At 73.8% G+C, this 23970-nt stretch carries 21 protein-coding genes and 1 tRNA gene; 16 read left to right on the forward strand and 6 right to left on the reverse strand.

Annotated elements, in window-relative coordinates; translation table 11 throughout:
• Window positions 1-20: 20 nt before the first annotated feature.
• Together ACSJJR_RS00550 and ACSJJR_RS00555 are read left to right on the forward strand one after the other, a co-directional pair.
• Window positions 21-164 (forward strand): hypothetical protein, encoded by a 144-nt coding sequence (locus tag ACSJJR_RS00550; protein WP_435941572.1) that lies wholly within the window; start codon window positions 21-23, stop codon window positions 162-164.
• Window positions 165-492: 328 nt separating this feature from the next.
• Window positions 493-4029 carry an error-prone DNA polymerase gene (locus tag ACSJJR_RS00555; protein ID WP_435941573.1) on the forward strand — a complete coding sequence of 1179 codons (3537 nt, stop codon included), beginning with the start codon at window positions 493-495 and terminating at the stop codon, window positions 4027-4029.
• A 119-nt stretch (window positions 4030-4148) separates the two neighbouring features.
• On the opposite strand, the gene ACSJJR_RS00560 is transcribed toward ACSJJR_RS00555, so the two are convergent.
• Complete coding sequence (locus ACSJJR_RS00560) at window positions 4149-5363, reverse strand: AI-2E family transporter (RefSeq protein WP_435941574.1); 1215 nt, start codon at window positions 5361-5363, stop codon at window positions 4149-4151.
• Between the two features lie 275 nt (window positions 5364-5638).
• Window positions 5639-6364, reverse strand: coding sequence for an HAD hydrolase-like protein (locus tag ACSJJR_RS00565; RefSeq protein ID WP_435941575.1), 726 nt, complete (start codon window positions 6362-6364; stop codon window positions 5639-5641).
• A gap of 116 nt (window positions 6365-6480) precedes the next feature.
• Between ACSJJR_RS00565 and ACSJJR_RS00570 the strand changes: the two genes are divergently transcribed.
• From ACSJJR_RS00570 to ACSJJR_RS00590, 5 genes are all read left to right on the forward strand, one after another.
• Window positions 6481-7350 (forward strand): D-hexose-6-phosphate mutarotase, encoded by an 870-nt coding sequence (locus ACSJJR_RS00570; protein WP_435941576.1) that lies wholly within the window; start codon window positions 6481-6483, stop codon window positions 7348-7350.
• A gap of 142 nt (window positions 7351-7492) precedes the next feature.
• Window positions 7493-7580, forward strand: a tRNA-Leu gene (locus ACSJJR_RS00575).
• A gap of 64 nt (window positions 7581-7644) precedes the next feature.
• The gene (locus ACSJJR_RS00580; RefSeq protein WP_435941577.1) at window positions 7645-8811 is read left to right on the forward strand and encodes a GNAT family N-acetyltransferase; all 1167 of its coding nucleotides are present in this window, start codon (window positions 7645-7647) and stop codon (window positions 8809-8811) included.
• Window positions 8812-8957: 146 nt separating this feature from the next.
• Window positions 8958-10055: an NAD(P)/FAD-dependent oxidoreductase gene (locus ACSJJR_RS00585; RefSeq protein ID WP_435941578.1), complete on the forward strand. Its 1098-nt coding sequence runs from the start codon at window positions 8958-8960 to the stop codon at window positions 10053-10055.
• An 82-nt stretch (window positions 10056-10137) separates the two neighbouring features.
• Window positions 10138-10407: a DNA primase gene (locus ACSJJR_RS00590; protein WP_435941579.1), complete on the forward strand. Its 270-nt coding sequence runs from the start codon at window positions 10138-10140 to the stop codon at window positions 10405-10407.
• Window positions 10408-10509: 102 nt separating this feature from the next.
• Here the strand turns inward: ACSJJR_RS00590 and ACSJJR_RS00595 are convergent, their stop codons facing one another.
• Both ACSJJR_RS00595 and ACSJJR_RS00600 read right to left on the reverse strand, forming a co-directional pair.
• Window positions 10510-11469 carry an aldo/keto reductase gene (locus ACSJJR_RS00595; protein WP_435941580.1) on the reverse strand — a complete coding sequence of 320 codons (960 nt, stop codon included), beginning with the start codon at window positions 11467-11469 and terminating at the stop codon, window positions 10510-10512.
• 38 nt (window positions 11470-11507) lie between these two features.
• Window positions 11508-12413 carry a RecB family exonuclease gene (locus tag ACSJJR_RS00600; RefSeq protein ID WP_435941581.1) on the reverse strand — a complete coding sequence of 302 codons (906 nt, stop codon included), beginning with the start codon at window positions 12411-12413 and terminating at the stop codon, window positions 11508-11510.
• A 164-nt stretch (window positions 12414-12577) separates the two neighbouring features.
• On the opposite strand from ACSJJR_RS00600, the gene ACSJJR_RS00605 reads away from it, so the two are divergent.
• Entirely contained in the window at window positions 12578-13696 is a 1119-nt protein-coding gene (locus ACSJJR_RS00605) for a site-2 protease family protein (protein ID WP_435941582.1), read from the forward strand.
• A 99-nt stretch (window positions 13697-13795) separates the two neighbouring features.
• On the opposite strand, the gene ACSJJR_RS00610 is transcribed toward ACSJJR_RS00605, so the two are convergent.
• Window positions 13796-14032 carry a YdeI/OmpD-associated family protein gene (locus ACSJJR_RS00610; RefSeq protein WP_435941583.1) on the reverse strand — a complete coding sequence of 79 codons (237 nt, stop codon included), beginning with the start codon at window positions 14030-14032 and terminating at the stop codon, window positions 13796-13798.
• Between the two features lie 268 nt (window positions 14033-14300).
• On the opposite strand from ACSJJR_RS00610, the gene ACSJJR_RS00615 reads away from it, so the two are divergent.
• From ACSJJR_RS00615 to ACSJJR_RS00640, 6 genes are all read left to right on the forward strand, one after another.
• The gene (locus tag ACSJJR_RS00615) at window positions 14301-15353 is read left to right on the forward strand and encodes a tRNA (adenine-N1)-methyltransferase (RefSeq protein WP_435941751.1); all 1053 of its coding nucleotides are present in this window, start codon (window positions 14301-14303) and stop codon (window positions 15351-15353) included.
• A complete protein-coding gene (gene arc, locus ACSJJR_RS00620; RefSeq protein ID WP_435941584.1) occupies window positions 15346-17121 on the forward strand; it encodes a proteasome ATPase in 1776 nt (591 codons plus the stop codon). The genes ACSJJR_RS00615 and arc overlap by 8 nt, the downstream gene beginning before the upstream one ends.
• 68 nt (window positions 17122-17189) lie before the next feature.
• The gene (locus ACSJJR_RS00625) at window positions 17190-18896 is read left to right on the forward strand and encodes a proteasome accessory factor PafA2 family protein (protein WP_435941752.1); all 1707 of its coding nucleotides are present in this window, start codon (window positions 17190-17192) and stop codon (window positions 18894-18896) included.
• Between the two features lie 53 nt (window positions 18897-18949).
• Complete coding sequence (locus ACSJJR_RS00630; protein ID WP_435941585.1) at window positions 18950-19135, forward strand: ubiquitin-like protein Pup; 186 nt, start codon at window positions 18950-18952, stop codon at window positions 19133-19135.
• Between the two features lies 1 nt (window position 19136).
• Window positions 19137-20561: a Pup--protein ligase gene (gene pafA / locus ACSJJR_RS00635; RefSeq protein WP_435941586.1), complete on the forward strand. Its 1425-nt coding sequence runs from the start codon at window positions 19137-19139 to the stop codon at window positions 20559-20561.
• Between the two features lie 157 nt (window positions 20562-20718).
• Window positions 20719-21945 carry a hypothetical protein gene (locus ACSJJR_RS00640; RefSeq protein WP_435941587.1) on the forward strand — a complete coding sequence of 409 codons (1227 nt, stop codon included), beginning with the start codon at window positions 20719-20721 and terminating at the stop codon, window positions 21943-21945.
• On the opposite strand, the gene ACSJJR_RS00645 is transcribed toward ACSJJR_RS00640, so the two are convergent.
• Window positions 21942-22622 (reverse strand): hypothetical protein, encoded by a 681-nt coding sequence (locus ACSJJR_RS00645; protein WP_435941588.1) that lies wholly within the window; start codon window positions 22620-22622, stop codon window positions 21942-21944. The two genes, ACSJJR_RS00640 and ACSJJR_RS00645, sit on opposite strands and share 4 nt — an antisense overlap.
• A 91-nt stretch (window positions 22623-22713) precedes the next feature.
• Between ACSJJR_RS00645 and hisF the strand changes: the two genes are divergently transcribed.
• Window positions 22714-23484, forward strand: a complete 771-nt coding sequence (gene hisF, locus ACSJJR_RS00650) for an imidazole glycerol phosphate synthase subunit HisF (protein ID WP_435941589.1) — start codon at window positions 22714-22716, stop codon at window positions 23482-23484.
• A 35-nt stretch (window positions 23485-23519) separates the two neighbouring features.
• Window positions 23520-23897, forward strand: a complete 378-nt coding sequence (hisI, locus tag ACSJJR_RS00655; protein ID WP_435941590.1) for a phosphoribosyl-AMP cyclohydrolase — start codon at window positions 23520-23522, stop codon at window positions 23895-23897.
• The last annotated feature ends 73 nt before the right edge of the window (window positions 23898-23970 follow it).

Raw genomic sequence — 23970 nt, forward strand, 5'->3', positions numbered from 1 at the left:
GCCGACTCCACGTCGAGGTCTTGAGCAGGTCCGTCTCCTACGACGCAGCCGTCCCCATCCAGGACGGCCCGGCCTGGTGGCGGGCCCGGGAGGCGATCGACGCCGCCCATGAGGCCCAGCGCCTGCTCGGGGCGGTCGCGGCCTCACGGGAGACGGCCCCATGAGCGCCCTGCTGCTGTCCGCCGGGCGCGGCCAGACCGGCGTGCGCGCACCCGGCTCAAGGGGCGCCGCGGACCGAGGGGAAGGCGGCAGGCGGGGTGGCGGGCCCCGGGCAGGGTGACGGAGCCCTGCTGCTCGGGGGCCGCTGGGTCGGGGCCCTTGAGCGCCTGCTCGCGCTCGCCTTGTCGGGAGATCCCGCGGCGTCGGCTGAGGTCCAGGCCCTAGGCGCGTTCGACGGCCGCGGCTTCGCCCGTGCGGACGTCGTGCATGAGAGCGGAGCGCAGGCCGTCCCGGGCCGTGGTACGTGTCGGGGACGGCCGATACTCTGTACACATGTTCGATGCATCTGCGGTGGGGGAGGGCGTCCCCCGCGCCCGCGCCCACCGCTACGCCGAGCTGCACGCCCACTCCGCCTACTCCTTCCTCGACGGCGCCAACGAGCCCGAGGACCTCGCGGCCGCCGCCGTCGCCCTGGGCCTTGAGGCCCTCGCCCTCACCGACCACGACGGCATGCCCGGCATCGTCAAGCACGCCGAGGCCGGGCGCCAGCACGCGCTGCCCACCATCCACGGCACCGAGCTCACCCTTGAGGACGGCTCCCACCTGCCCGTCCTGGCCCGCAGCCCCCTGGGCTACCGGCGCCTGTGTGCGGCGGTCTCCCGCCACAACCTCGACGCTGGACAGCGCACCGAGCCCGCCCACCGCCTGCCCGACCTCGCCACCGCCCTGGGGACCGGCCCAGGCCACGGGGCCGCGGCGGGGCAGGCCGCCGGGAGCGGCCCGGGCAGCACCACCAGCCTGCCCGTCCTCGTCCTCACCGGCACCGCCAACGGCCCCCTGCGCCGGGCCCTGGGCGACCCCCGGGACCCCACCACCTGGGACCTGCGCGCCGCCGACGCCTCCCTGGGCCACCTCACCGATCTCTTCGGGCGCGACGGCGTCGCCGTTGAGATCACCCTTGACGGCGGCCCCACTGACGCGGCCCTGACCGACGCCCTCAGCCGCCTCGCCAGCGTGCACCAGCTCCCGCTGCTGGCCACCGGCGCCGTGCGATGCGCCCGCCCCACGGACTCCCGCCTCGCCGACGTCCTGACCGCCACCCGCCTGCGCACCGGCCTTGAGGGGGCGCGCCGCCACCTGCCAGCCCTCGGCCGCTGGCTGCGCGGGCCCGCCGACATGGCCCGTCTGCACCGGCGTGCCCCGCATGCCGTTGACCTCACCGCCGAGCTCGCCGCCGACCTCGCCTTCGACCTCGCCCTCGTCACCCCCGACCTGCCTGAGGCACAGGTCCCCGACGGGCACACCCCCGCCACCTGGCTGCGCGAGCTCACCCGCCGCGGCGCCCACCAGCGCTACGGGCCCCCGGAGGAGGACCCGCACGCCTGGCAGGTGCTGGACCATGAGCTCGAGGTCATCGAGTCCCTGGGCTTCCCCGGCTACTTCCTCATCGTGCGCAGCGTCGTCGACTTCTGTGAGAAGGAGGGCATCCTCTGCCAGGGCCGGGGCAGCGCCGCCAACTCAGCCGTCTGCTACGCGCTGGGCATCACCGCCGTCGATGCCGTGCGCCACCGGATGCTCTTCGAGCGCTTCCTGTCACCTGGCCGCTCCGGCTACCCCGACATCGACCTCGACATCGAGGCCTGCCGCCGTGAGGAGGTCATCCAGCACGTCTACTCCCGATACGGGCGTGAGCGCGCCGCCCAGGTCGCCAACGTCATCTCCTACCGCCCGCGCTCGGCCGTGCGTGACGCCGCCCGGGCCCTCGGCCACCCCCCGGGCGTCATCGACACCTGGACGCGTTCCCTCGAGCACCGCTGGTCCTCCCGGCTCGAACCCGGCACGCAGGCGGGGCCGGACGAGGCACCCGAGCAGGTGCGCGCCGTGGCCGACCGCCTGCTGCTCCTGCCCCGGCACCTGGGCGTCCACTCCGGTGGCATGGTGCTGGCCGCCCAGCCCGTCACCGAGGTCTGCCCCGTGCGCTGGGCCGCCATGGAAGGACGCACCGTCCTGCAGTGGGACAAGGACGACTGCGCCGCCGCCGGCCTGGTCAAGTTCGACCTGCTCGGCCTGGGCATGCTCACCGCCCTGCGCCTGGCCTTCACCACGCTCGCCGGGCGCGGCGAGACGGTCCCCGAGCCCACGGCCGAGGCCGACGGCGTCGGCACCCTGCGCCCCGCCCAGAGCGGACGCCCCTGGGGTCTGCACACCCTGCCGGAGGAGGACCCCGCCGTCTACCGCCTCCTGAGCGCCGCGGACACCGTCGGCGTCTTCCAGGTCGAGTCGCGCGCCCAGATGGCGACACTGCCGCGACTGCGCCCCTCGACCTTCTACGACATCGTCGTCGAGGTGGCTCTCATCCGCCCGGGCCCCATCCAGGGCGACGCGGTCAACCCCTACATCCGTCGTCGGCTGGGGCAGGAGCCCGTCACCTACCCGCACCCCCTGCTCGAGCCGGCCCTGGCCAAGACCCTCGGCGTGCCCCTCTTCCAGGAGCAGCTCATGCAGATCGCCGTCGACGCCGCCGGATTCACCCCCGCCGAGGCTGACGCCCTGCGCCAGGCCATGGGCTCCAAGCGCTCCCACGCGCGCATGGAGGCACTGCGTGCCCGGCTCGTGGAGGGCATGGGGCAGCGGGGGATCGACACGGCCACGGCCGAGACCATCTACGACAAGCTGTGCGCCTTCGCCGACTTCGGCTTCCCCGAGTCCCACGCCTTCTCCTTCGCCTACCTCGTCTACGCCTCCGCCTGGCTCAAGGTCCGACGCCCCGAGGACTTCTACGCCGGTGTCCTCGCCGCCCAGCCCATGGGCTTCTGGTCCCCGCAGACCCTCGTCGGCGACGCCCGCCGCCACGGGGTGCGCGTCGAGCCCGCTGACGTCAACCGCTCCGGTGTCCAGGCGGGTGTCGAGCAGGTGCCCGACGACGCCCTGATGCCCGTCGGCCCCACGCCCTACGCCCTCAGCCCCCTCGACGTCCACCCTCACCTCGCGGTGCGCCTGGGGCTGGCCCCCATCAAGGGGGTCGGCGCCGCCACCGCGCAGGCGGTCGTCAGCGAGCGCGAGGCCCACGGCCTGTACCAGGACATCGCCGACCTCGCCCGCCGGGTGAGGCTCAGCCGCACGCACCTGGAGAACCTCGCTGCCGCCGGCGCTCTCACGAGCCTGGGAGTCAGCCGCCGTGAGGCCCTGTGGGCCGCCGGCGTCCTGGCCGACGAGCACGGGAGCCGGCACACCCTGCGCCCGCCCCGGCGCGGCACGGCCGGTAATGCCGCCAGCGCCCGCGAGGCCCCTGCCAGGGTGCGCAAGGCCGCCAGCGCCCGAGAACCCGGTCCTGCTGTGACGCGCAGGACCATCGGCCCAGGCCTTGGCACCCAGCAGCCCGCCGCCTGGTACCAGCCCACCCTGCCCGGGACCACGCCCGGCGCACGAGCCCCCCGCCTTCGGGCCATGAGCGCCTACGAGGAGCACGCCACCGACCTGCGCCTGACCGGGGTGTCCACCTCCACCCACCCCCTGGCCTTCCTGCGCCCCCTGCTGCAGGCCGACGGCGTCCTGACCGCCGAGGCGCTCACCCGCGGCGGTGCCAGCCTGCACGGCGAGCGGGTGCGGGCGGCGGGGGTCATCACGCACCGTCAACGCCCCCACACCGCCGCAGGCACCATCTTCCTCAACATCGAGGACGAGACCGGTCTGCTCAACATCATCTGCAGCGCCGGCATGTGGAGGAGATACCGCGGCACCGGCCGCAGGGCGGTAGCCGTCGTCGTCACCGGCACCGTCGAGAGCGCCGACGCAGTCACCGCTGTGCGTGCTGACCGCCTTGAGGCCCTTCACGGTGTGCCCGCCACCGCGAGCCGGGACTGGGCCTGAGCCAGCGAGGTAGCTGGGCTCCGTGCCGTCGAACTCCTCGGTTTGCGTCCGAACTCCCTGGGAGATCCCCGTACTTTCGAGCGCAAACCGAGGAGTTCGAGGGGAGGTGGGGGCAGGAGCTAGCGCGGCGCCTGGAACCGGGGTAGCTCGCCCTCCATGGGCGCGTCCTTCGTGTGCAGCACCGAGTACACCGACCACGCCACGCTCACCACCGGCACCGCGACGATCGCCCCCAGCAGGCTGGCCGCGTAGGTACCCACGGCCACCGCGATGATGACGACCACCGGGTGCAGCGACACCTGACGTCCCATGATGAGCGGCTGAAGGATGTGCCCCTCGATCTGGCCTATCCCCGCCACGCCCAGGCCCACGACGATCGCCATGACGAGCCCCTTGGCGGCCAGGGCCACCACCATCGCCACGATCATGGCTGCCGGGGCGCCCACGATGGGGATGAAGGCCCCGATGAACACGAGCACCGCCAGGGGGGCAGCCAGCGGGATGCCGATGACCTGCAGGAAGGCTCCGGCCATCATCGCGTCCGTCAGCGCCACGATCATCGTGCCGCGGGCGTAGCCGGCGAAGGTGTACCAGCCCGCCCCGGCCGCCCGGTGCACCCGCGGGCGCATCGCCGTCGGCAGCTCATTGAGGAACCAGCGCCACATCCGCCCGCCCGAGGCCAGGAAGAAGATCGTGCAGAACAGGGCCAGGGCAAGGACCGTGAACACCTCCACGACCGTGCCCGCGTTCGACAGGACCTCGCTGGCCAGCGTCGGCGCGTTCGACTCGACGTAGCGCTGACCCTTCTCGAGCCAGGAGTAGAACTGGCTGACGAGCTCCTGCTGGGTCAGGTGCAGGGGTAGCGGACCGTTCTCCAGGAAGTCGAGGATCGTCGTGACACCGCTGGAGAACTGGCGGGCCAGGGAGGACCACTGGTTGGTCACCGAGGTGACGACGTAGGTGACCAACCCCGCGACGACGCCGAGCGTGCCCAGCAGGGCCAGGAAGGTCGCCGGGTAGCGCGGCATGAGCCGACCCAGCAGGTCCACGACCGGCTCGAGCAGCGAGGTGACGACCAGCGCGATGAAGATGCCGATGAAGACCGGCACGATCTGCGCGGTCGCGAACACCGCGAGGCTGACGACGATGAGGATGCCCAGCAGGAGCCAGGCGCCGATCCCGCCGCGCACGAGCCAGGAGGGCAGCGACTCCAGCGGAGGTGTGCGGGGCGGCTCCTGTCCGGGCTCCTCGACGGGGGCGGCAGAAGCGGGCTGCGGCTGGGCGACGGCGATGGGTGCCGGGGCGATGACGGTGCCCGGCTCGAGCCGCAGCACGACCCTGCGGCGCTCCTCACGACGCCGCTCTGCCCTTTCGACCTGGGCCCTGAGGAGGTGCTGAGCGCGACGGATGACACGAGGCGCGCCACCGCCCGGGCGCGCCGAGGACGTGGCGGAGCCGGCGCGGGGCCGCGGCGGCACCCGCGTGGGGACCGGGGCATCGTCCGGGCCTGTCTCCACAGAGGAGCTGTCGGCCACGTCCCGGGGGCCGGCTCCGTCCTGGTGGGGGCCAGCTCCGGCCTGGGGACTGGTTTCCTCCTGGGGACCGGCACTCACGGGCGGTCCTCCGGGCCGGGCTCGCCCAGGGGCAGGCCGGTCAACCGGGCGAGCAGACGGCGCAGCTGTGCGGGGGAGCCCACCAGCCACTCGGCGCCCGCCAGCTCCTCGGCGCCACCGTAGCCCCACAGGACACCGACGCACTCGACGCCCGCCTCGTGGGCACCCTGGACGTCATGCACTCGGTCGCCCACGTGCACCAGGCGTGAGGTGTCAGCCCCCGCCTGCTCCAAGCGCCGACGCGCTTGGGCGATGACCTCCGCCTTGCGGCCGCCCCGGTCCGACGGGTCCGCGCCGGCCACGGCGGTGAGCCGGCGGGCGAGGCCGTTGCGCTCAAGGATGCGCAGCGCGATGTCCTCACGCTTGGAGGTCGCCAGGCAGGTGGGCACTCCCGCTGCGGCGAGGGCGTCGAGCAGCTCGGGCACGCCGTCGTAGACCGGGGCCTCGTGCATGTGCTCGGTGTAGTGGGAGCGGTAGACGCGCACCGCCTCGTCCACGGCCTGCCCCTCCAGCCCGAGGTGCTGGCTGAAGCCCTCGTGCAGGGGCGGGCCGATGAGCACGCCCAGCTCCTCACGGCTGCGTGCGGGCAGCCCCAGCTGCGCCAGCGTGTGGGAGAAGGAGTCGAGGATCGTGGGGCCGGAGTCGATAAGGGCGCCGTCCAGGTCCAGCAGGACGGCCGTGACCGGCGTCTCCAGGAGCCCGGGTGGGGTCAGGGTGTCCACGCGCGTCTCCTCCTGAGTGAGGCTCGGATACGGGTCACAGACTACTAGGGTGGCACCGGGCCCCTGGCCACCTGAGGCCGGGAGCGAGGCCCAGCACCCGACGACAAGGAAGCACCGTGGCGCACACGACCGTGTCCCTTCCCCGCACCGCCGCCCTCACCGCCGGACGCGGGGGCCAGCCCCGCCTCCTCATCGACGCCCCCGCCGGATACGCCGAGATCTACCTCCACGGCGCCCACCTGGCCTCCTGGCGCCCGCGCCGGGGCGGCGAGGTCCTCTTCCTGTCCCGTGATGCCGTCTTCGACGGGTTCCACCCGATCCGTGGCGGGGTGCCCCTGTGCGCCCCCTGGTTCGCCACCGGCCCCCACGAGGACAAGCAGCCCAAGCACGGGACGGTCCGTGTGGCCCGGTGGCGGCTGCGCAGCGTCACCTCCCGGTGTGACGGCGGCGTCAACGCCCTGCTCGGCCTGGAGGCGGACGGCCTCAGCTGGCTCTACGAGGTCGGTGTGGGTGAGGAGCTGGCCCTGTCGCTGTCGGTGCGCAACCTGGACGGCGTGCCGAGAACCGTCGAGATGGCGCTGCACACCTATCTCAGCGTCGGTGACGTCACCGCTGTCACCATCGACGGGCTCGAGGAGCGCGCCTTCTGGACGCGTGCCGAGGGGGCGGGCCAGCGCCTGCCCGGTGCGGTGGTCCTGCGGGGGCTGACGGACCGCGTCTACGACGTGCCCGCCACGGACCACACGATCACGGTCAATGACCCGGCCAAGGGCCGCCGGGTGCGTGTCACCGGCCAGGGCACGCCCAACGCCGTCGTCTGGAACCCCGGGAGCGAGGACGCCAGGGCCATGGCGGACCTCGCCGACGACGAGTGGCCCACCTTCGTGTGCGTGGAGAACGCGGTCGTCAGGGACAACGAGGTCGTGCTCGCCCCCGGCCAGACCTTGTCGGTGGGCACGCGCGTGATCGTCGAGCCGCTGGTCTGAGGCGCCCTGGCGCGGTGCCCTGCGGCCGAGGTCCTTGTGACGCACCGCACCGCGAACCGATTTGCCCGCCTCGCCGGGGACCGTGCTAAGTTTCTCTCCGTCGCCAGCGGGGCCGAGTCCCCCGAAAGGTGGCAGTGACAATGTCCGAGTGGCGGAATAGGTAGACGCGCTAGCTTGAGGTGCTAGTGCCTTATTAAACGGGCGTGGGGGTTCAAGTCCCCCCTCGGACACCCGGTGAGAAGGCCCCGACCAGCAGGTCGGGGCCTTCGTCGTGCGCGGCGCTACCCTCGGCTCATGCAGCCCTTCGAGATCCGTGTCCCGGCCGCCACGCACGACGGCAACGCCCTGCCCGCGCTCCTGCTGAGCACCCCCACCGCCGCCGACGTGGACCGCGTCACCGAGATCTGCCAGGACCCCGCCATCGCGGCCTGGACCACTGTCCCCTCGCCCTACCGGCGCGAGGACGCCGTCGCCTTCATCGAGCAGGTGGTCGAGCCGGGCTGGGACACGGGTACCGACGCCACCCTCGCCGTGCGCGAGCTGCACGGCGAGGAGAGCGTGCTCGTGGGCATGGTGGACGTCAGGCGCGACTCCAGCGGCCGTGGCGAGGTCGGCTACTGGCTCGACGCCCAGGCGCGCGGACGTGGCACGATCCTGCGTGCGCTGCGGGCCCTGACTGACGTCGTCCTCGACCCCATCGGCCCCTTCCCGGTCAAGGCCCTGGGCTGGGCCTGCCTCATCCACGACGGCATGCCCAACTGGGCCTCCTGGCGGGTGGCCTGGCGCCTCGGCTTCGTCTCCGACGGGCGCACGCGCGCCGCCCTGGCACGGGGCGGCGAGCTCGTGGACGCCCTGCGCGCCACCCTGCTGCCCACCGACCCGCGCGAGCCCCAGGCCCCCTGGGACGGCCCGGAGCCGGCGTCGGCCGAGCCCACCGGCCGGGGGCACGGCTCGGCCAACACCAAGGGCGATGCCACACCTCTCGTCGCCCAGGACGGCGTGGGGCGGCGCGAGGGCGACGACCCCGAGGCGCTCGTGCGCCGCTTCCACCGGGTCTACGGGCTGCCGATCCGCACGGACGGGCCGAGCCTGGAGCGGGCGAGCCTGGGCATGCGCATGAGTCTCATCGCCGAGGAGTTCGCCGAGCTCACCGGCGCGGTCTACGGTGAGGCCGCCCGCAACGAGGTCGAGCGGGCCTACGAGCGGGCCGTGGCCGCCGACGACGGCACCCGCGACACCGTTGAGGCGGCCGACGCCCTGGCGGACCTCGTCTACGTCATCTACGGCATGGCCCTGGAGACCGGCATCGACCTGGCGGCCGTGCTCACCGAGGTCCAGCGCTCGAACATGTCCAAGCTCGGTGAGGACGGCAGGCCGATCTACCGCGAGGACGGCAAGGTGCTCAAGGGCCCTCGCTTCTTCCGGCCCGACGTCGCCGGGGTGCTCGGCCTGGGGGACTGAGCCTCCTAGAGCCCGCGCGCCGCCACCCCGGGACACTGTCTAGGAATAAGGTCCCGGCTACACTGTGGCCCGGACCGGCCCCGCCCGCACGTGCCGCGTGCGCGCCACCAGGACCACGATCTCAGCCCAGGACTGGAAGGAACACCATGGTTCGCGTCACCATCGTCGGAGGCGGATACGGCGGCATCACCGTCGCGAAGGCCCTCGACGACGTCGCCGAGGTCACCCTCGTCGAGCAGAAGGACACCTTCGTCAACCACGCCGCCGCCCTGCGCGCAGCCGTGGACCGCGAGTGGGCCGAGAAGATCTTCATGCCCTACGACCGGCTGCTCACCCGCGGCCGCGTCGTCCACGGCACCGCCCTGGCCGTCAAGGGCACCACCGTCGAGGTCTCCGGCGGCGTCGGCCCCATCGAGGCCGACCACCTCGTCCTGGCCACTGGCACCGTCTACCCCTTCCCGGCCAAGCACCTGGAGTCCTCCAGCGTCGTCGCCAAGGCCCGCATCGAGCGCATGCACACCAACCTCGAGCAGGCCGGCCGCGTCCTCGTCGTCGGCGGCGGCGACGTCGGCATCGAGCTCGTCGGCGAGATCACCTCGGCCTTCCCCGAGGTCGAGGTCATCCTGCTCGAGGCCGCCGAGGACATCCTCGCCACCAAGGACTACAAGCCCGAGCTGCGCCAGGCCATCCGCTTCCAGCTCGAGCAGCGCGGCGTGGAGGTCATCACCGGCCAGACGCTCGCCGCCCTTCCACCGGTGGACCCCGGCGTGCTCTCGCCCTTCCGCGTGCCCACCACCGGGGGGCGTCGTCTCGAGGCGGACATGTGGTTCCGCGCCTGGGGCTCGTCCGCCGCCACGGGCTTCCTCGGGGACGACTACGACGACATCCGCCACTACAACGGCACGATCCGCGTGGACGACCACCTGCGGGTCGTGGACCACCCGGGCGTGTGGGCCGTCGGTGACATCACCGACGTGCGCGAGTCCAAGCGGGCCGACTCCGCCCGCGCCCACGCCCAGGTGGTGGCCGCCAACATCCGCTCCCTCATCGCCGGCGGCAAGGCCACGGCCACCTACCAGCCCCGCCCCGAGCTCGTCGTGCTGCCACTGGGCCCTGACGGCGGCGCCTCCCAGATCCTGCGCGACGGCGTGCGCGTGGTCGTCGGCCCCGAGGAGACCACCCGGGTCAAGGGGGAGGACCTGTTCCTGGGCTACATCGCCAAGGAGCTCGGGATCGAGGAGTGAGCCCGCTGGGCGCGCCGGGCACCGCGCGGGCGCCCAGCCCCGTTGTGGACGCGCGCGGCGCTCGTGCCGGTATTGTGACGGCATGACGAATGACCCGCGGTCCGCGCTCAACCGACTCATCGCCGCCTTCGAGGCGCACCTGGACGCCGCAGCCGCGGGCGATGAGCTCTCACCCGCGGTCGTCGCCGCGGAGAGCGCCCTCCAGGACGCCTTCTTCACCTACGACGACGCTCTCTTCACCGCCCACGGCATCGAGCTGCCCTTCGACATCGTTGACTCCGACGACGAGGACGATGACTACGACGACGCCGACTATGACGACGAGGACTACGAGGACGACGACGAGGACTGAGTCCACGCTCCTGTCCTGACCTGGGGGGCCCGCACCACCGGTGCGGGCCCCCCAGCCGTCACCGCGGTGGGCAGCCCCGCCGCAGGGCGCGGTCTGGCGGGGTCAGGCCGGCAGGGCGGTGACGTCGTCGAGCGCGCGCCGGATCTGCGTGGGAAGGACGAGGTCGTCGGCTGCCAGGACCCCTTGGAGCTGTGCGGGCGTGCGGGCGCCGACGACGGTCGAGGCCAGGCCCGGGGCCTCACGTGCCCAGGCGAGCGCCACCTCCACGGGCTTGCGGTCAAGTCCCGCGGCCGCCGTCGCCACGGCCTCAACGACGCCCTCGTGACCGGGATGGAGGTACGGGGCCACGTAGGAGCGCAGGTGCGGTGAGGCCCCGCGCGAGTCCGCCGGCACCGTCGCCCGGTACTTGCCGGACAGGACCCCGCGCCCCAGCGGGGCGTAGCCGATGACGCCGAAGCCCAGGGCCTGGGCAGCGGGCAGCAGCTCGCGCTCGGCACCGCGTGCCAGCAGGGAGTGCTCGACCTCCACCGCGGCCATGCCGGGACCCGCGTGCTCACGCAGCAGGTCGGCCGCGTGCACGCTGGCCCAGGCGGGGTGGTTGGACAGGCCCACGTAGCGGGTGCGGCCCGAGTCCACGGCCTGACGCAGCGCGTGCGCCGTCTCCTCCATCGGGGTGGTGGGGTCGGCGACCTGGACGAGCCACAGGTCGAGGTGGTCCGTGCCCAGCCGGCGCAGGGAGGCGTCGAGCGTGTCCAGCAGGGTGCCGCGCGAGGCGTCCGCGGCCGCAGGCCGCTCCCCGGTGCGCCACGTGCGCACGCCCGCCTTCGAGACGAGCACGACCTCCTGGCGCTCGACGTGCTCGCGCAGCAGCGAGCCGATGACCTCCTCACTCAGGCCCTCGCAGTAGGAGGCAGCGGTGTCCAGGAGCGTGCCGCCGGCGTCGAGGAACACGTCGAGCTGGTCACGGGCCTCGATCTCATCGGTGTCCCGGCCCCAGGTCATCGTTCCCAGGCCGACCGACGAGACCCTCAGGCCGGTACGGCCCAGTCTGCGATGCTCCATGGGCCCACCGTAGGCGAGCGGTGGCGCACCCCGGCAGATCAGGCGGCTGGGCGGCGTGCCGTGAGCAGCCGTGCCACCCCCTCCTCGGGCAGCGGCGGTGGCGTGCCCCCGAAGAGCGGGCACGAGGGCTGGAAGGCGCACCAGTCGCACAGGCGCGAGCGCTGCGGGGCGAATTCGCCCCGGCGGGCGCAGTCCTCCACCTCGTCCCAGATGTGCTCCAGGCGTACCTGCACCGACTCCAGCGCGCTGGCACGGGGGTCGTGGGTGAGGGTCCGCCCGTCGCGCAGGTACAGCAGCTGGAGGCGCCGGGGCGCCTGGCCGCGCAGCCGGAGCAGCACGAGGGCGTAGAAGCGCATCTGGAACAGCGCCTCCTCCTGGAAGCGTGGTGCGGGGGAGCGGCCCGTCTTGTAGTCGACCACGCGCATGGCCCCGTCAGGGGCGATGTCCAGACGGTCGACGAAGCCGCGCAGCAGCAGGCCCCCCTGGGTCTCCACCTCGACGAAGAGCTCGCGCTCGGCGGGCTCCAGGCGCATCGGGTTCTCCATCGTGAAGTAGGAGCGCAGGAGCTCGCGCGCCTCCTCCAGCCACGAGTCGACCTGCTCGGAGGAGGCGAAGAGGTCCATGACCTGCGGGTTGCGCTCCTGGTGGAAGCGCCACTGGGAGGGAAGCATGTCCGTGGCCGCCTGCGGGACGCGCTCACGGGCGGGCAGGTCGTAGAGGCGCTCCAGGACGGCGTGCACGAGCGTGCCCTTGTGGGTGGCCAGGGAACCGGGCTCGGGCAGGCGGTCCACCGTGCGCAGGCGGAACATGAGCGGGCACTGCAGGAAGTCCTTCGCCCGCGAGGGCGACAGGGCCGTGCGCCGCGCGCCTGAGGACCGGGGGCCGTGGCCGCCGGGGCCGGTGGGCCGTGGCCTGTCACTCGTCGTCTCACGCGTCGTGCTCACCAGGCGAACCTATCCCGGCGGGGCGGCGCGGCTGCCCAGCCCGGGCGTGCGTGGCCTCACGGTGCGGTGCTGTGGAGCCCTGCTCGCCACCTGGTCCCGGCCCCGCAGCGAGGAAGCGGGCGGGCGCAGAGGGCCGGAGCCCTGGCCCCGCTAGGCTCCACGCCATGACACCGACGCAGCGACCCTCACGAGCCGGCGCCCAGGGATGGGTGCTTGGCACGATCGGCGGTGCCCCCGTCGTCGTCGCCCCCACCTCCCTGCTGCTGGGCCTTGTCCTGGCCGGCACCTGGCTGCCGCTGGTGCGCGACAGCCTCGGCGTGCTCGGCTGGGGCACGGTCACCGGCGTCCTGGTGCTGACCGTCGCCGGCGTCGCTGCGAGCATCCTGCTCCACGAGCTCGCCCACGGGCTGACCGGCACCCTCCTGGGCCGCAGACCCGTCCTCTACCAGCTGCACCTGTGGGGCGGGCGCACGACCTTCGGCCCGGCCACCGACTGGCGCCCCTGGAAGGACACGCTGACCTGCCTGGCGGGACCGGCCACCAACCTCGCGCTGTGGGCGCTGCTCGGCTGGGCCTACCGCAGCCTCGACCTGCCCCTGGGGATCTCCTTCACCCTGTGGGCCCTGACCTGGATCAACCTGGCCCTGGCCGTCTTCAACGCCCTGCCGGGACTGCCTCTCGACGGCGGGTACGCGCTGGCGGCGCTCGTGGAGCAGCTGAGCGGGCGCCGCCGCCTGGGGCTCCAGGTCGCCGCCTGGGGAGGGCTCGGCGTCGTCGTCCTCATTGCCTGGCACTGGGTGGTGCGCCCCCTCGTCCTGCTGCACAGCCAGCCCGAGGTCTTCCACCTCATGATCGTCGTGCTCGTCGCGTGGCCCATCGCCTCGACGTGCTGGAGGGTCCTGGGCCTGGGAGGCTCCAGCCGGGCCGCGGCCCGCCTCGACCTGCGCGGGCTGATCCAGCCTGTCGCCACCGTCAGCGCCCAGGCACCTGTGAGCCACGTGCGCGGCCTGCTGTCAGACGGCGCCCGGCTCGTGCTCGTGTCCGACTCATCCCGCCTGCTCGGAACGGTGGACGCCGTCGGCCTCGACGAGCTCGGTGCCATCGACGAGGACGCAGCCACCGCCGCCCAGGTGTGCACCGCCCTGCCCGCGCGAGCCGTCACCAGCGAGGTGGCGGGGCAGAGGGCCGCGGCCGCGCTCAAGGCCGCCCGCACCGTCTCACGCTGGCTGCTCGTGGTCGAGGGCCCCAGGGTGCTCGGGGCGGTGCCCACCGGGGCCCGGTGAGCGCTCCGGCGCTGCACCGGCGCTCCCTCACCCGTGCCCTGAGGACTGAGACCGTCGCCGTCGCGCACGCCAGCGCGGCCGGGAGCGTCAGCGGGCCCCTCAGCGCGCGGAGGCCGGGTGGGCCATGCGCATGTAGACGCCGCCCTCGGCGAGCTCGTCAAGCATCTGAGCCAGGCGCCTGTAGCGCGTCCCGGGCCTTCGCGCCCGGGCGATCCACGCGAGGTAGTCATTGCGCTGGTAAGCAGGACGCGCGTCATAGGCCTCACGCAGGCCACGCTCCTCGAGACGGGCGGCGACGTCGTCGGGCATCGGCTGGACCGGGCGTGTGAGTGCCACGCGCGCCTCCTGCGGGACTGGGCTCCGGGGGACCTGGCAGAGCCTATCGGGCACTGCGCCAGGGCACGCCCGGACCGGGGCCGGCACCGCCGTGGACAGCACAGCGGGACCCAGGTCCCCCTCACTACACTGCCCCACGATGAGTGAAGAGCAGCAGGCCGTCCACGTGGCGCCGCACCCCGCCCACGACCCCGCCCAGGACACCGTGGCCGTCCCCACGGCACCCGCGCGCTACGACGAGCAGGACCCCCGCGTGCCCAAGCAGGCCATGCCCACGCTGCCCCCACGCATGCTCACTCAGGAGGTCCTGGGGCAGGCCGGACGGCGTGGTCCCTTCCGCTACGGCGAGCGCGTCCAGGTCACCGACGTCAAGGGCTCCAAGCACACCTTCCAGCTCGATCCGCGCGGCTACTTCCAGTCCGCTCGGGGCTCCTTCCACCACCGCGACGTCGTCGGCCTCGACGAGGGCACCGTCCTGACCACCGCCTCCGGCCACGAGCTCCTGCTCCTGCGCCCCCTGCTGGCCGACTACGTCCTGTCCATGCCCCGCGGCGCCCAGGTCGTCTACGCCAAGGACTCCGGCCAGGTCATCGCGCTGGGCGACATCTTCCCTGGCGCCCGCGTGCTCGAGGCCGGCGTCGGCTCCGGTGCCCTGACGATGAACCTGCTGTCCGCCATCGGGGAGGGCGGGCACCTGCTGTCCATCGAGCGGCGCACGGACTTCGCCACGATCGCCGCCTCCAACGTTGACTCCTGGTTCGGGCGCCACCACCCCGCCTGGGAGCTGCGCACCGGCGACTTCGCCGAGGTCACCGCCGCCCGCGTCGCGGACGCCAGCGTTGACCGCGTCGTCCTGGACATGCTCGCCCCCTGGGAGAACATCGCCGAGAGCGCCCGTGTGCTGGTGCCGGGAGGAGTCTTCCTCGCCTACGTCGCCACCACCACCCAGCTCTCACGCACCGTTGAGGCGCTGCGTCACTCGGCGCTGTTCACCGAGCCCGCCTCCTGGGAGTCGATGGTACGCACCTGGAACGTGGACGGCCTGTCCGTGCGCCCTGACCACACGATGGTCGCGCACACGGGCTTCCTGCTCACCGCCCGGCGCCTGGCCGCCGGCTCCGCACCCCTGACCCGCAAGCGCCCGCCCGCGCGCGGCGCCTACGACGAGGGCGGCTACTGGCTGCCCGAGGACGTCAAGGAGCGTACGAGCACGGACCGCAAGGTCCGCCGCGTCCTGCGAGACTGCATTGCCAAGCAGCCCCTGGACGCCACAAGTGTCCTCAGCGGCACCGGCGACAAGGAGGCCGACGGCGATGCCTGAGCCCCAGCAGCACCCGGCCGGGCCCCAGCGGCCCCGGACCCCCGCCCCGCAGCGCCCTGGCGCGGCCTCGCCCTCCTTCACCTCGTACCAGCTGCGCGAGGCCCGGGCCGAGTCCGTGAGCCTCGCGGCCAAGAACGAGCGGCTGGTCGCGGCCCTGCGGGCGGCGCGCGAGCAGATCACTGACCTGGCCACCCAGCTCGACGCCGTCACCCTGCCGCCGGTCACCCTCGCCCTGCTCACCGGCCTGCCGCAGGCCGGCGCGGCCCGTCATACGCCGGCGCCTGTGCCGGTCGGCCAGGAGGCCGACGCCTGCCACCCCTGCGCCGGGCCAGGCCCGGTGCCCCTCGAGCGTCCCGCCGAGGTGGAGGTCGCCCTCGGCGGGCGCACCATGCGCCTGGGTCTTCACCCCGGCGTCGAGGCCAGTCGGCTCAGCGTCGGCCAGCTCGTCGCCGTCAACGACCAGATGCTCGTCGTAGACGCCCTGCCCGCACCGGACACCGGTGAGGCCGTCACCCTCGACGAGGTCCTGGCCCCCGGGCGCGCGGGCGCACGCGCCCTCGTGACCACCGGCTCCGGCGCCACCCGTGTGCTCACCCTCGCCGGCCACCTCGACCCCGCGGCCCTCCAGCCGGGGGACACGCTCGCGGCGGACCTGCGGGCCGACGTCGCCACCGGGTGTGTTGAGCGCACGAGCGTCGAGCAGCTCGTCGTCGCCGAGACGCCGGACGTCTCGTGGGAGGACATCGGTGGACTCGGCCCCCAGATCGAGGAGATCCGCGACGCCCTCGAGCTGCCCTTCCGCCACCCCGGGCTCTACCGCTCCTACGGGCTGCGCGCCCCCAAGGGCGTGCTCCTGTACGGCCCTCCCGGCTGCGGCAAGACCCTCATCGCCAAGGCTGTGGCCACCTCCCTGGCCGGTACCGCCGGCGGCTCGGCCACGGGACGGTCGGCAGCCTTCCTCAACATCAAGGGCCCCGAGCTGCTGAGCAAGTTCGTCGGAGAGACCGAGCGGCAGATCCGCGCGATCTTCGAGCAGGCCCGCAAGGTCGCCGCCGAGGACCGTCCCGTCGTCATCTTCTTTGACGAGATGGAGGCCCTGTTCCGCACGCGTGGCACGGGGGTGTCCTCCGACGTCGAGACGATGATCGTCCCCCAGGTGCTCGCCGAGATCGACGGGGTGGAGTCCCTGCGCAACGTCGTCATCATCGGCGCCTCGAACCGTGAGGACATGATCGACCCCGCCATCCTGCGCCCGGGCCGCCTGGACGTGAAGATCCGCATCGACCGGCCCGACGCCGACAGCGCCCTGGAGATCATGGCCCGGCACCTGACCGCCGACCTGCCGCTGGACCCCGCCGAGCTCGCCGCCCACGACGGCGACGCCGGGGCCACCGCCCGGGACATGTGCCGGGCAGCCGTTGAGGCGCTGTACGCGCGCACGCCCGCCAACGCGGTGCTGGAGATCACCTACGCCTCCGGCGCCACCGCCCCTCTGTACCTGGCTGACCTCGCCAGCGGCGCCATGCTCGCCGCCGTCGTCCGCCGGGCCAAGACCAGGGCCGTCAAGGACGAGCTGGCCGGGGGCGCCGGAGGCCTGAGCACCGCGGCGCTGCTGGAGGCGGTCGCCACCGAGGCCCGGCAGAACGAGGAGATCACCGGGGCCACGAGCCCCGAGGGGTGGGCTCGCGTCGTCGGGCACCGTGGTGAGGCCATCCGTGCCGTGCGGCGTCTGGGGCGCCAGGCGGCTGGACGCAAGGAGCGGGCGTGAGCAGCCCGGGGACCGCGGCGCAGTCCGGGACCCGGCCGCAGGAGGAGGCGTGCTCTGGCGCGCTCCCGGTGGTGAGCGAGCCCGTCCACCGCGCCTGCGGCCTCGAGACAGAGTTCGGGGTGCTGCATCCGGCAGACCCCTACGCCAACGCCGTGGCCATGTCCGCCGGTGTCGTCGCCGCCTACGCAGCCCTCTCGCGCCCGGGCCTGGTGGGCGCCGACGGCGCGCCGGCTCCGGCCGTGCGCTGGGACTACGAGGGAGAGGACCCGCTGGCGGACCTGCGCGGAGGCCGCCTCGAGCGCGCCGGCGCCCACCCCTCGATGCTCACCGACGACCCTACCCGTCCGGCGCCCAGCGGCCCCGGCAGCCTGGAGGACCTCCCCGCAGCCCCCTGGGGCGCCCGGCCGCGCCCCAGCGAGGCCGAGGCGGCCCTGCCACGCGCCACGACGGCGGTCCTGGCCAACGGCGCGCGCCTGTACGTTGACCACGCCCACCCCGAGTACTCCTCCCCGGAGGTCCTCACCCCCCTCGACGCCCTCACATGGGACCGGGCCGGAGAGGTCATCGCCCGGTGCGCCATGACCGCCCTGCGCCAGGGCGCCGACGGCGCGCCGGCCCAGGAGGTCGTGCTCTACAAGAACAACGTCGATGGCAAGGGCGCCGCCTACGGCTCCCACGAGAGCTACCTCGTGCGCCGCGACCTGCCCTTCGACCTGCTTGCCGCCGCCCTCACCCCCTTCCTCGTCACGCGTCCCGTCATCGCGGGCGCAGGGCGTGTGGGCATCGGCCAGCACTCTGAGCGCGCTGGCTTCCAGATCAGCCAGAGGGCTGACTACGTGCAGACCGACGTCGGCCTGCAGACGACCTTCAACCGGCCCATCGTCAACACCCGTGACGAGCCGCACGCCGACGCCGCCCGCTGGCGCCGCCTGCACGTCATCAACGGCGACGCCAACCGTCTCGACGTGCCCGTGTACCTCAAGGTCGCCACCACGAGCCTGCTGCTGTGGTACCTCGAGCGGGCCCACGCCCGCGGCGAGGACCTCAGCACGCTCACCGGCCTGGCCGACCTGCGGCTCGTTGGCGACCCCGTCGAGGAGCACTGGGCGCTGTCACACGACACGAGCCTGACCCACGAGCTCGCCACCGCCTGCGGGCCCCTGAGCGCCCTGGCAGTCCAGCGGCGCTACCTCGGTCTCGTGCGCGCCGCCGTCGAGGACGAGGAGCAGGCGGGGACCATCACCGGGCCGGACACCCGCGCCGCCCTCGCCCTGTGGGAGGAGGTGCTCGACGGGCTCGAGGCCTACGCGGCCTGCCTGGGCACCCCCCAGGAGGCGGCTGCGACCGCCGCCGTGGCCCGCGACGTCGAGTGGGTCGCCAAGAAGCAGCTGTGCGAGGCGCTGCGCGCACGCACCGCCACCGGCTGGGACGACGCCCGCCTGGCTGCCCTCGACATCCAGTGGGCTGACCTGCGCGCCGGCAAGGGCGTCGCGGACAGGCTCATCGCCGCCGGCCGCACCCGGCGCCTGGTGACCGACGCTGAGGTTGAGCACGCCGCCGACACCCCGCCCTCGGGCACACGTGCCGCCGTGCGCGGCCGGGCAGTGGCCGGCACGGCCGAGGTCGTCGCCGCCTCCTGGACGAGCCTCGTGCTGGACGTGCCTGGCCGCCCGGGTCTGCTGCGCCTGGCGCTGCCGGAGGTCGTCTGCGACGAGGACCGCGCCCGGGAGCTGCTCGCCGTGCTGCGCGCGGCCGCGCGCCCCACCGACCACTGACCCTCGCCAGACCCGATTGGGCCCCGCACCACCACCGGAGGAAGACTGACCCTATGAGCCTCAACGAGCAGATCCAGCCCACCGGCGGTCCCACCGAGGACGCGGCCGACCCCAGCCCCGCCGTCGGCGGGCAGGTCCAGGTCACCGGCGTCGATGACATCCTCGACGAGATCGACGCTGTCCTGGAGACCAACGCCGCAGCCTTCGTCCAGGGCTTCGTCCAGAAGGGCGGCGAGTGACGTGACGGCCCCGGCGCGGCGCGTCATCGGCATCGAGACGGAGTACGGCATCACCTGCGCCTCCACCACAGGGGCAGTGCCGCCGCTGGACGCGGACCACGCCGCCCGCGAGCTCTTCGCACCCGTCGTCGCCCGGGGACGCTCCTCCAACGTCTTCACGCGCTCGGGGGCGCGCCTCTACCTCGACGTCGGCTCCCACCCCGAGTACGCCACCGCCGAGTGCGACCGCCTCGAGGACCTTCTCGCCCAGGACCGGGCCGGTGAGATCCTCATGGCGCGCCTGGCGCAGCAGGCCAACAACCGCCTGGCCGAGCAGGGCGTGCCCGGGCGCATCCACCTGCTCAAGAACAACCTCGACGCCCAGGGCAGCGGCTTCGGCTGCCACGAGAACTACCTTGTGCGCCGCCGCGGGGACTTCTGGAACGACGCCCGCACCCTCGTGGCCCACCTCGTCACCCGGCAGGTGCTCGTCGGGGCCGGGCACGTCATGCACGCCCCGGACGGCCGTGGGGCGCGCTTCGTCTTCTCCCAGCGCGCCGACCAGATGGAGGACGCCGTCTCCTCTGCCACCACCCGCTCGCGCCCCCTGATCAACACGCGCGACGAGCCTCACGCCGACGCCGAGCGCTACCGGCGCATGCACGTCATCGTCGGGGACTCCAACATCGCCCAGGGCTCCACGCTGCTCAAGGCCGGGCAGATGGACCTCCTGCTGTCCTACCTCGAGGAGGGGGGCAGCCTCGCGGACCTCCAGCTCGCCCAGCCCATGCGTGCCATCCGCGACACGTGCCATGACCTGACCGGCACCGTGCTCCTCGAGCTCGCGGACGGGCGCACCATCACCCCCCTGGACCTGCAGGAGGAGCACCTGGCCCGCGTGAGTGGGCATGTGGACGCCGCTGGTCTGTCACCGCTGCACCGCGACGTGCTGGACCTGTGGCAGCGGGGCCTGACAGCCGTGCGCCACGGGCGCTTCCAGGACGTGGCCACCGAGCTGGACTGGTCCGCCAAGCACCAGCTGCTCACTCGCTACGCGCAGCGCGCCGGAGCAAGCCTGGACGATCCGAGGGTCGCCCGCCTGGCACTGGCCTACCACGACGTGTCTGCCACCGACGGCCTTCGTCACCGTCTTGAGGCCGCCGGCCTGCTCAGGCGCTGGGTGGCCGAGCCGGCCTGTGAGGCCGCCACGCGGGTGCCTCCCGCCACCACGCGGGCCCACCTGCGGGGCACCGCCATCGGCCGGGCCGAGGACCTGCGCCTCGACCTCACCGCGGACTGGGTCAACCTCAGGCTGGACGACGGTCGCACGGCGCCGGTGGCTCTGCGTGACCCCTTCACCGCCGCCGACGCGCGGGTGGACGCCCTGCTGGGGACGATGGAGGACCTGGCCGCGGACCGCGACAGCCAGCTGCCCGCCGGCATCTGAGGGATGCGGCGCCAGGGATGCGGCCGGGGCATCTGACATACTCGGTGCCCTCATGAATGACGACGAGATGACCCCGGGCACGGCCGTGCCCCGTGACGCTGCGAGGCCCGTCGGGGATGCGCCGGTGCCTGCCGCGGCGGCGTCTGATGAGCCGCCCATGACCCGCAGGCGTCGGCGCGAGCTCGAGCGGGCCCGCGAGGCCGCGCTCGGGCGGGAGCAGCAGGTCGAGCGGGACCAGCAGGCCGCGCCGGAGCCGCAGGTGAGGGCCGACGCCGCTCCCTCAGTGGCCCAGGCCCCCGCCGTCGTGGCTGAGCCCCCCGCCGTCACCGGGGCGCAGCGCGCCATCGGTGCCACCCTCGGCCGCCCGCGCCCGCGCGGCAGGGCCGCCGTGGCGCTCGCTGTCCTCGCGGTCCTCGCCGTCGTTCTCATCCCCCTGGGCCTGGCCTACCGCGGCGGCACCCTCGCCGGCGACGCGGCTGCCGGCGCGGCGCAGTCCTCGCTGCCCACCGTCCGCTCCGACGCCCCCGTCACCGACGTGGTCGAGGTCGCCGGGCGGCTCGGCTCGACTCCCGTGCTCCGTCTGCTGGCCTCTGCCGCGCCGCCCTCCGGCGTCCTGACCGACGTCCTCCTCAAGGGCGAGGGCCGCACCGTCAGCAGTGGCGACGCGGTCCTGCTGTCCGTGTCGGTCTTCAACGGCTCCGACGGCGCCAACACCACCGGCACCGCGGCCGGGACCCGGCTCTACCGGGGCGTGCTGGACGCCGCCCAGGTCGGCCAGGTGCTGGCCACCGCGGTCGAGGGCACCACCGAGGGCACCCGCCTCGTGCTGCGCGCCCCCGCCGAGGCGGAGGACGGCAGCCTGAGCACCGAGATCACCGTCATCGACGTCCTGCGCACGAGCGCCGACGGGACCATCCGTGAGCCTCCTGCGGGCACCCCGCTCGCCGTCCTCAGCCCGGAGGGCATGATGTCGGTGTCCCTCGACGGGATCACGGCCCCCACCCGCCCCAGGGCCGCCGTGCTCATCGAGGGCGACGGGCCCCAGGTGTCCTCCACGGACACCGTTGTCGCCCGCTACCAGACGGTCTCGTGGAACGGTGCCGCCGTGCGCACGGACAGCTACGGCTGGCACGTGCTGCCCGGCACGATCCGGATGACGGACACCCTCACGGGCATCTCCTCGCTGCTTGTTGACGTCACGGTCGGCTCGCGCGTCGTGCTGTCCCTGCCGGCGGACCAGGCCCGTGGTGAGGAGCCGGTGGCCGTCGTCATCGACGTCCTCGCCGTCGTCTCCCAGGACGCGCTCACCGACGTCGGCGACAGCCCCAGCCCCACACCCAGCCCCGAGGTCGTGCGGGTGACTGCCTCGGCCACCGCCTCCTAGGGACGCAGGTCCGGTCCCTGGCCCGGGTCCTGGCCGTGGCGCACGGCGAGGTCTGGCCACCACGCCGGATCCTGCTGCCAGGCGAGGCGCTCGCGCACGTCCTGCGCCTGCCAGGCCTCGACGTCCCACGTGTAGCTGTCACGCGCGGCGATGCGCGCGCGCCGCAGCTCCTCGGGCGCCTCGACCAGCACCCGCACAACCGCGAGCGGCGCCAGGTCCTGCGCGGCCGCCGCGAGCGCCCCACAGCCCTCGACCACGAGGACGTCGCCTGACAGCGCCGGCAGGCGCAGCTGCTCTCCCGGGGCCATCCGGTCCCAGTCCCAGGTGGGCGCACACCCCTCGCCTCCGCGCGCCACGGCCGCCAGCAGCGCGGCGGTGCGTCGGACCCCGGTCGCCAGCCCCTGCCAGCCCGGAACGAGCAGGTCCGTTGACAGCAGCTGCGTGCCACGCCCCTGACGCTCCAGGCGGCGCCGCACACGGCCCGCCAGCTGCGTCTTGCCCGAGCCCGTCGCCCCGTCGATGACGACGAGTGCGCCCGCACCGGCCGGTGGGACCCGCGAGACGACGGCGGCCGGGGCCTGGGCCGGAGAAATGACGCGCCAGGCGGGCCGGCCGGGTGGAGCACCCGGGTGAGGGCCACCGGGGCTGGGGGGCGTGGGGCAGGGCAGGCCGGGCACGTCGGCAGGCTACCGTCGCCTGCGCGCTACCCTGGCCACGAGCCAAAGGCGCGCCCGCCGCACGGGCGCCGGTACCACGACAGGAGCACCCATGAGCGTCGCCGTGCGCGTCATCCCCTGCCTCGACGTCAAGGACGGCCGCGTCGTCAAGGGCGTCAACTTCCAGGGGCTGAGGGACGCCGGCGACCCCGTTGAGCTCGCCCGCCGCTACGACGAGCAGGGTGCCGACGAGATCACCTTCCTCGACGTCTCGGCCTCCAGCGAGAACAGGGCGACGATGCTCGACGTCGTCTCCGCCACCGCCGAGCAGGTCTTCGTCCCGCTGACCGTCGGTGGGGGAGTGCGCAGCGTCGAGGACGTCGCCACCCTCCTGGCCGCGGGCGCCGACAAGGTCGGGATCAACACGGCGGCCATCGCGCGTCCCGAGCTGCTGACCGAGGTCTCGCGGCGCTTCGGCGCCCAGGTCATCGTCCTGAGCGTGGACGCGCGCCGCTGCCCCGAGGGCGTGAGCACCCCCTCGGGCTACGAGGTCACCACCCACGGTGGCCGGAGCTCGACGGGCATCGACGCCGTCGAGTGGGCCGTGCGGGCCTGCGGGCTGGGCGCCGGGGAGATCCTCCTGAACTCCATGGACGCCGACGGCGTCACCGGCGGTTTCGACCTGCAGATGCTTGACGACGTCCGCCGCCGGGTGAGCGTGCCGCTCATCGCCTCCGGGGGAGCAGGACGCCCCGAGGACTTCGTCGCGGCCGCGGACCACGGTGCCGACGCCGTGCTGGCGGCCAGCGTCTTCCACTACGGCACCATGACCATCGGCGAGGCCAAGGCCGCCCTGCGGGCGGCCGGGCACCCCGTGCGCTGACGCCCCCACCGACACACCGACCCAGGAGACGCCCCGTGACCGACCCCGCCCCCACCGCCTGCGCCCCCGGGGGGCCGGCCCGCCTCAAGCGCGACGAGCACGGCCTTGTCGCCGCCATCATCCAGCAGCACGACACCCGCGAGGTCCTCATGCTCGGCTGGATGGACGACGAGGCCCTGCGCCGCACGCTCACCGAGGGCCGCGTGACCTTCTGGTCGCGCTCGCGCCAGGAGTACTGGCGCAAGGGTGACACCTCCGGCCACCACCAGTACGTCAAGGCGGTCAGCATCGACTGTGACGGCGACGCGCTTCTCGTCGAGGTGGACCAGGTCGGGGCCGCCTGCCACACGGGGGCACGCACGTGCTTCCTCGCCGGAGGCGACCTCGGGGCCGCCGTCGGCACGCGGCCCTGAGGCACCGCCCGGTGGCGGATTTGCCAGGCCGTGGCGCCACCGAGGACGATGGGGGCGCAGGACGTCGCCGTTT

It is taken from the genome of Actinomyces sp. W5033 (genome assembly GCF_051303165.1).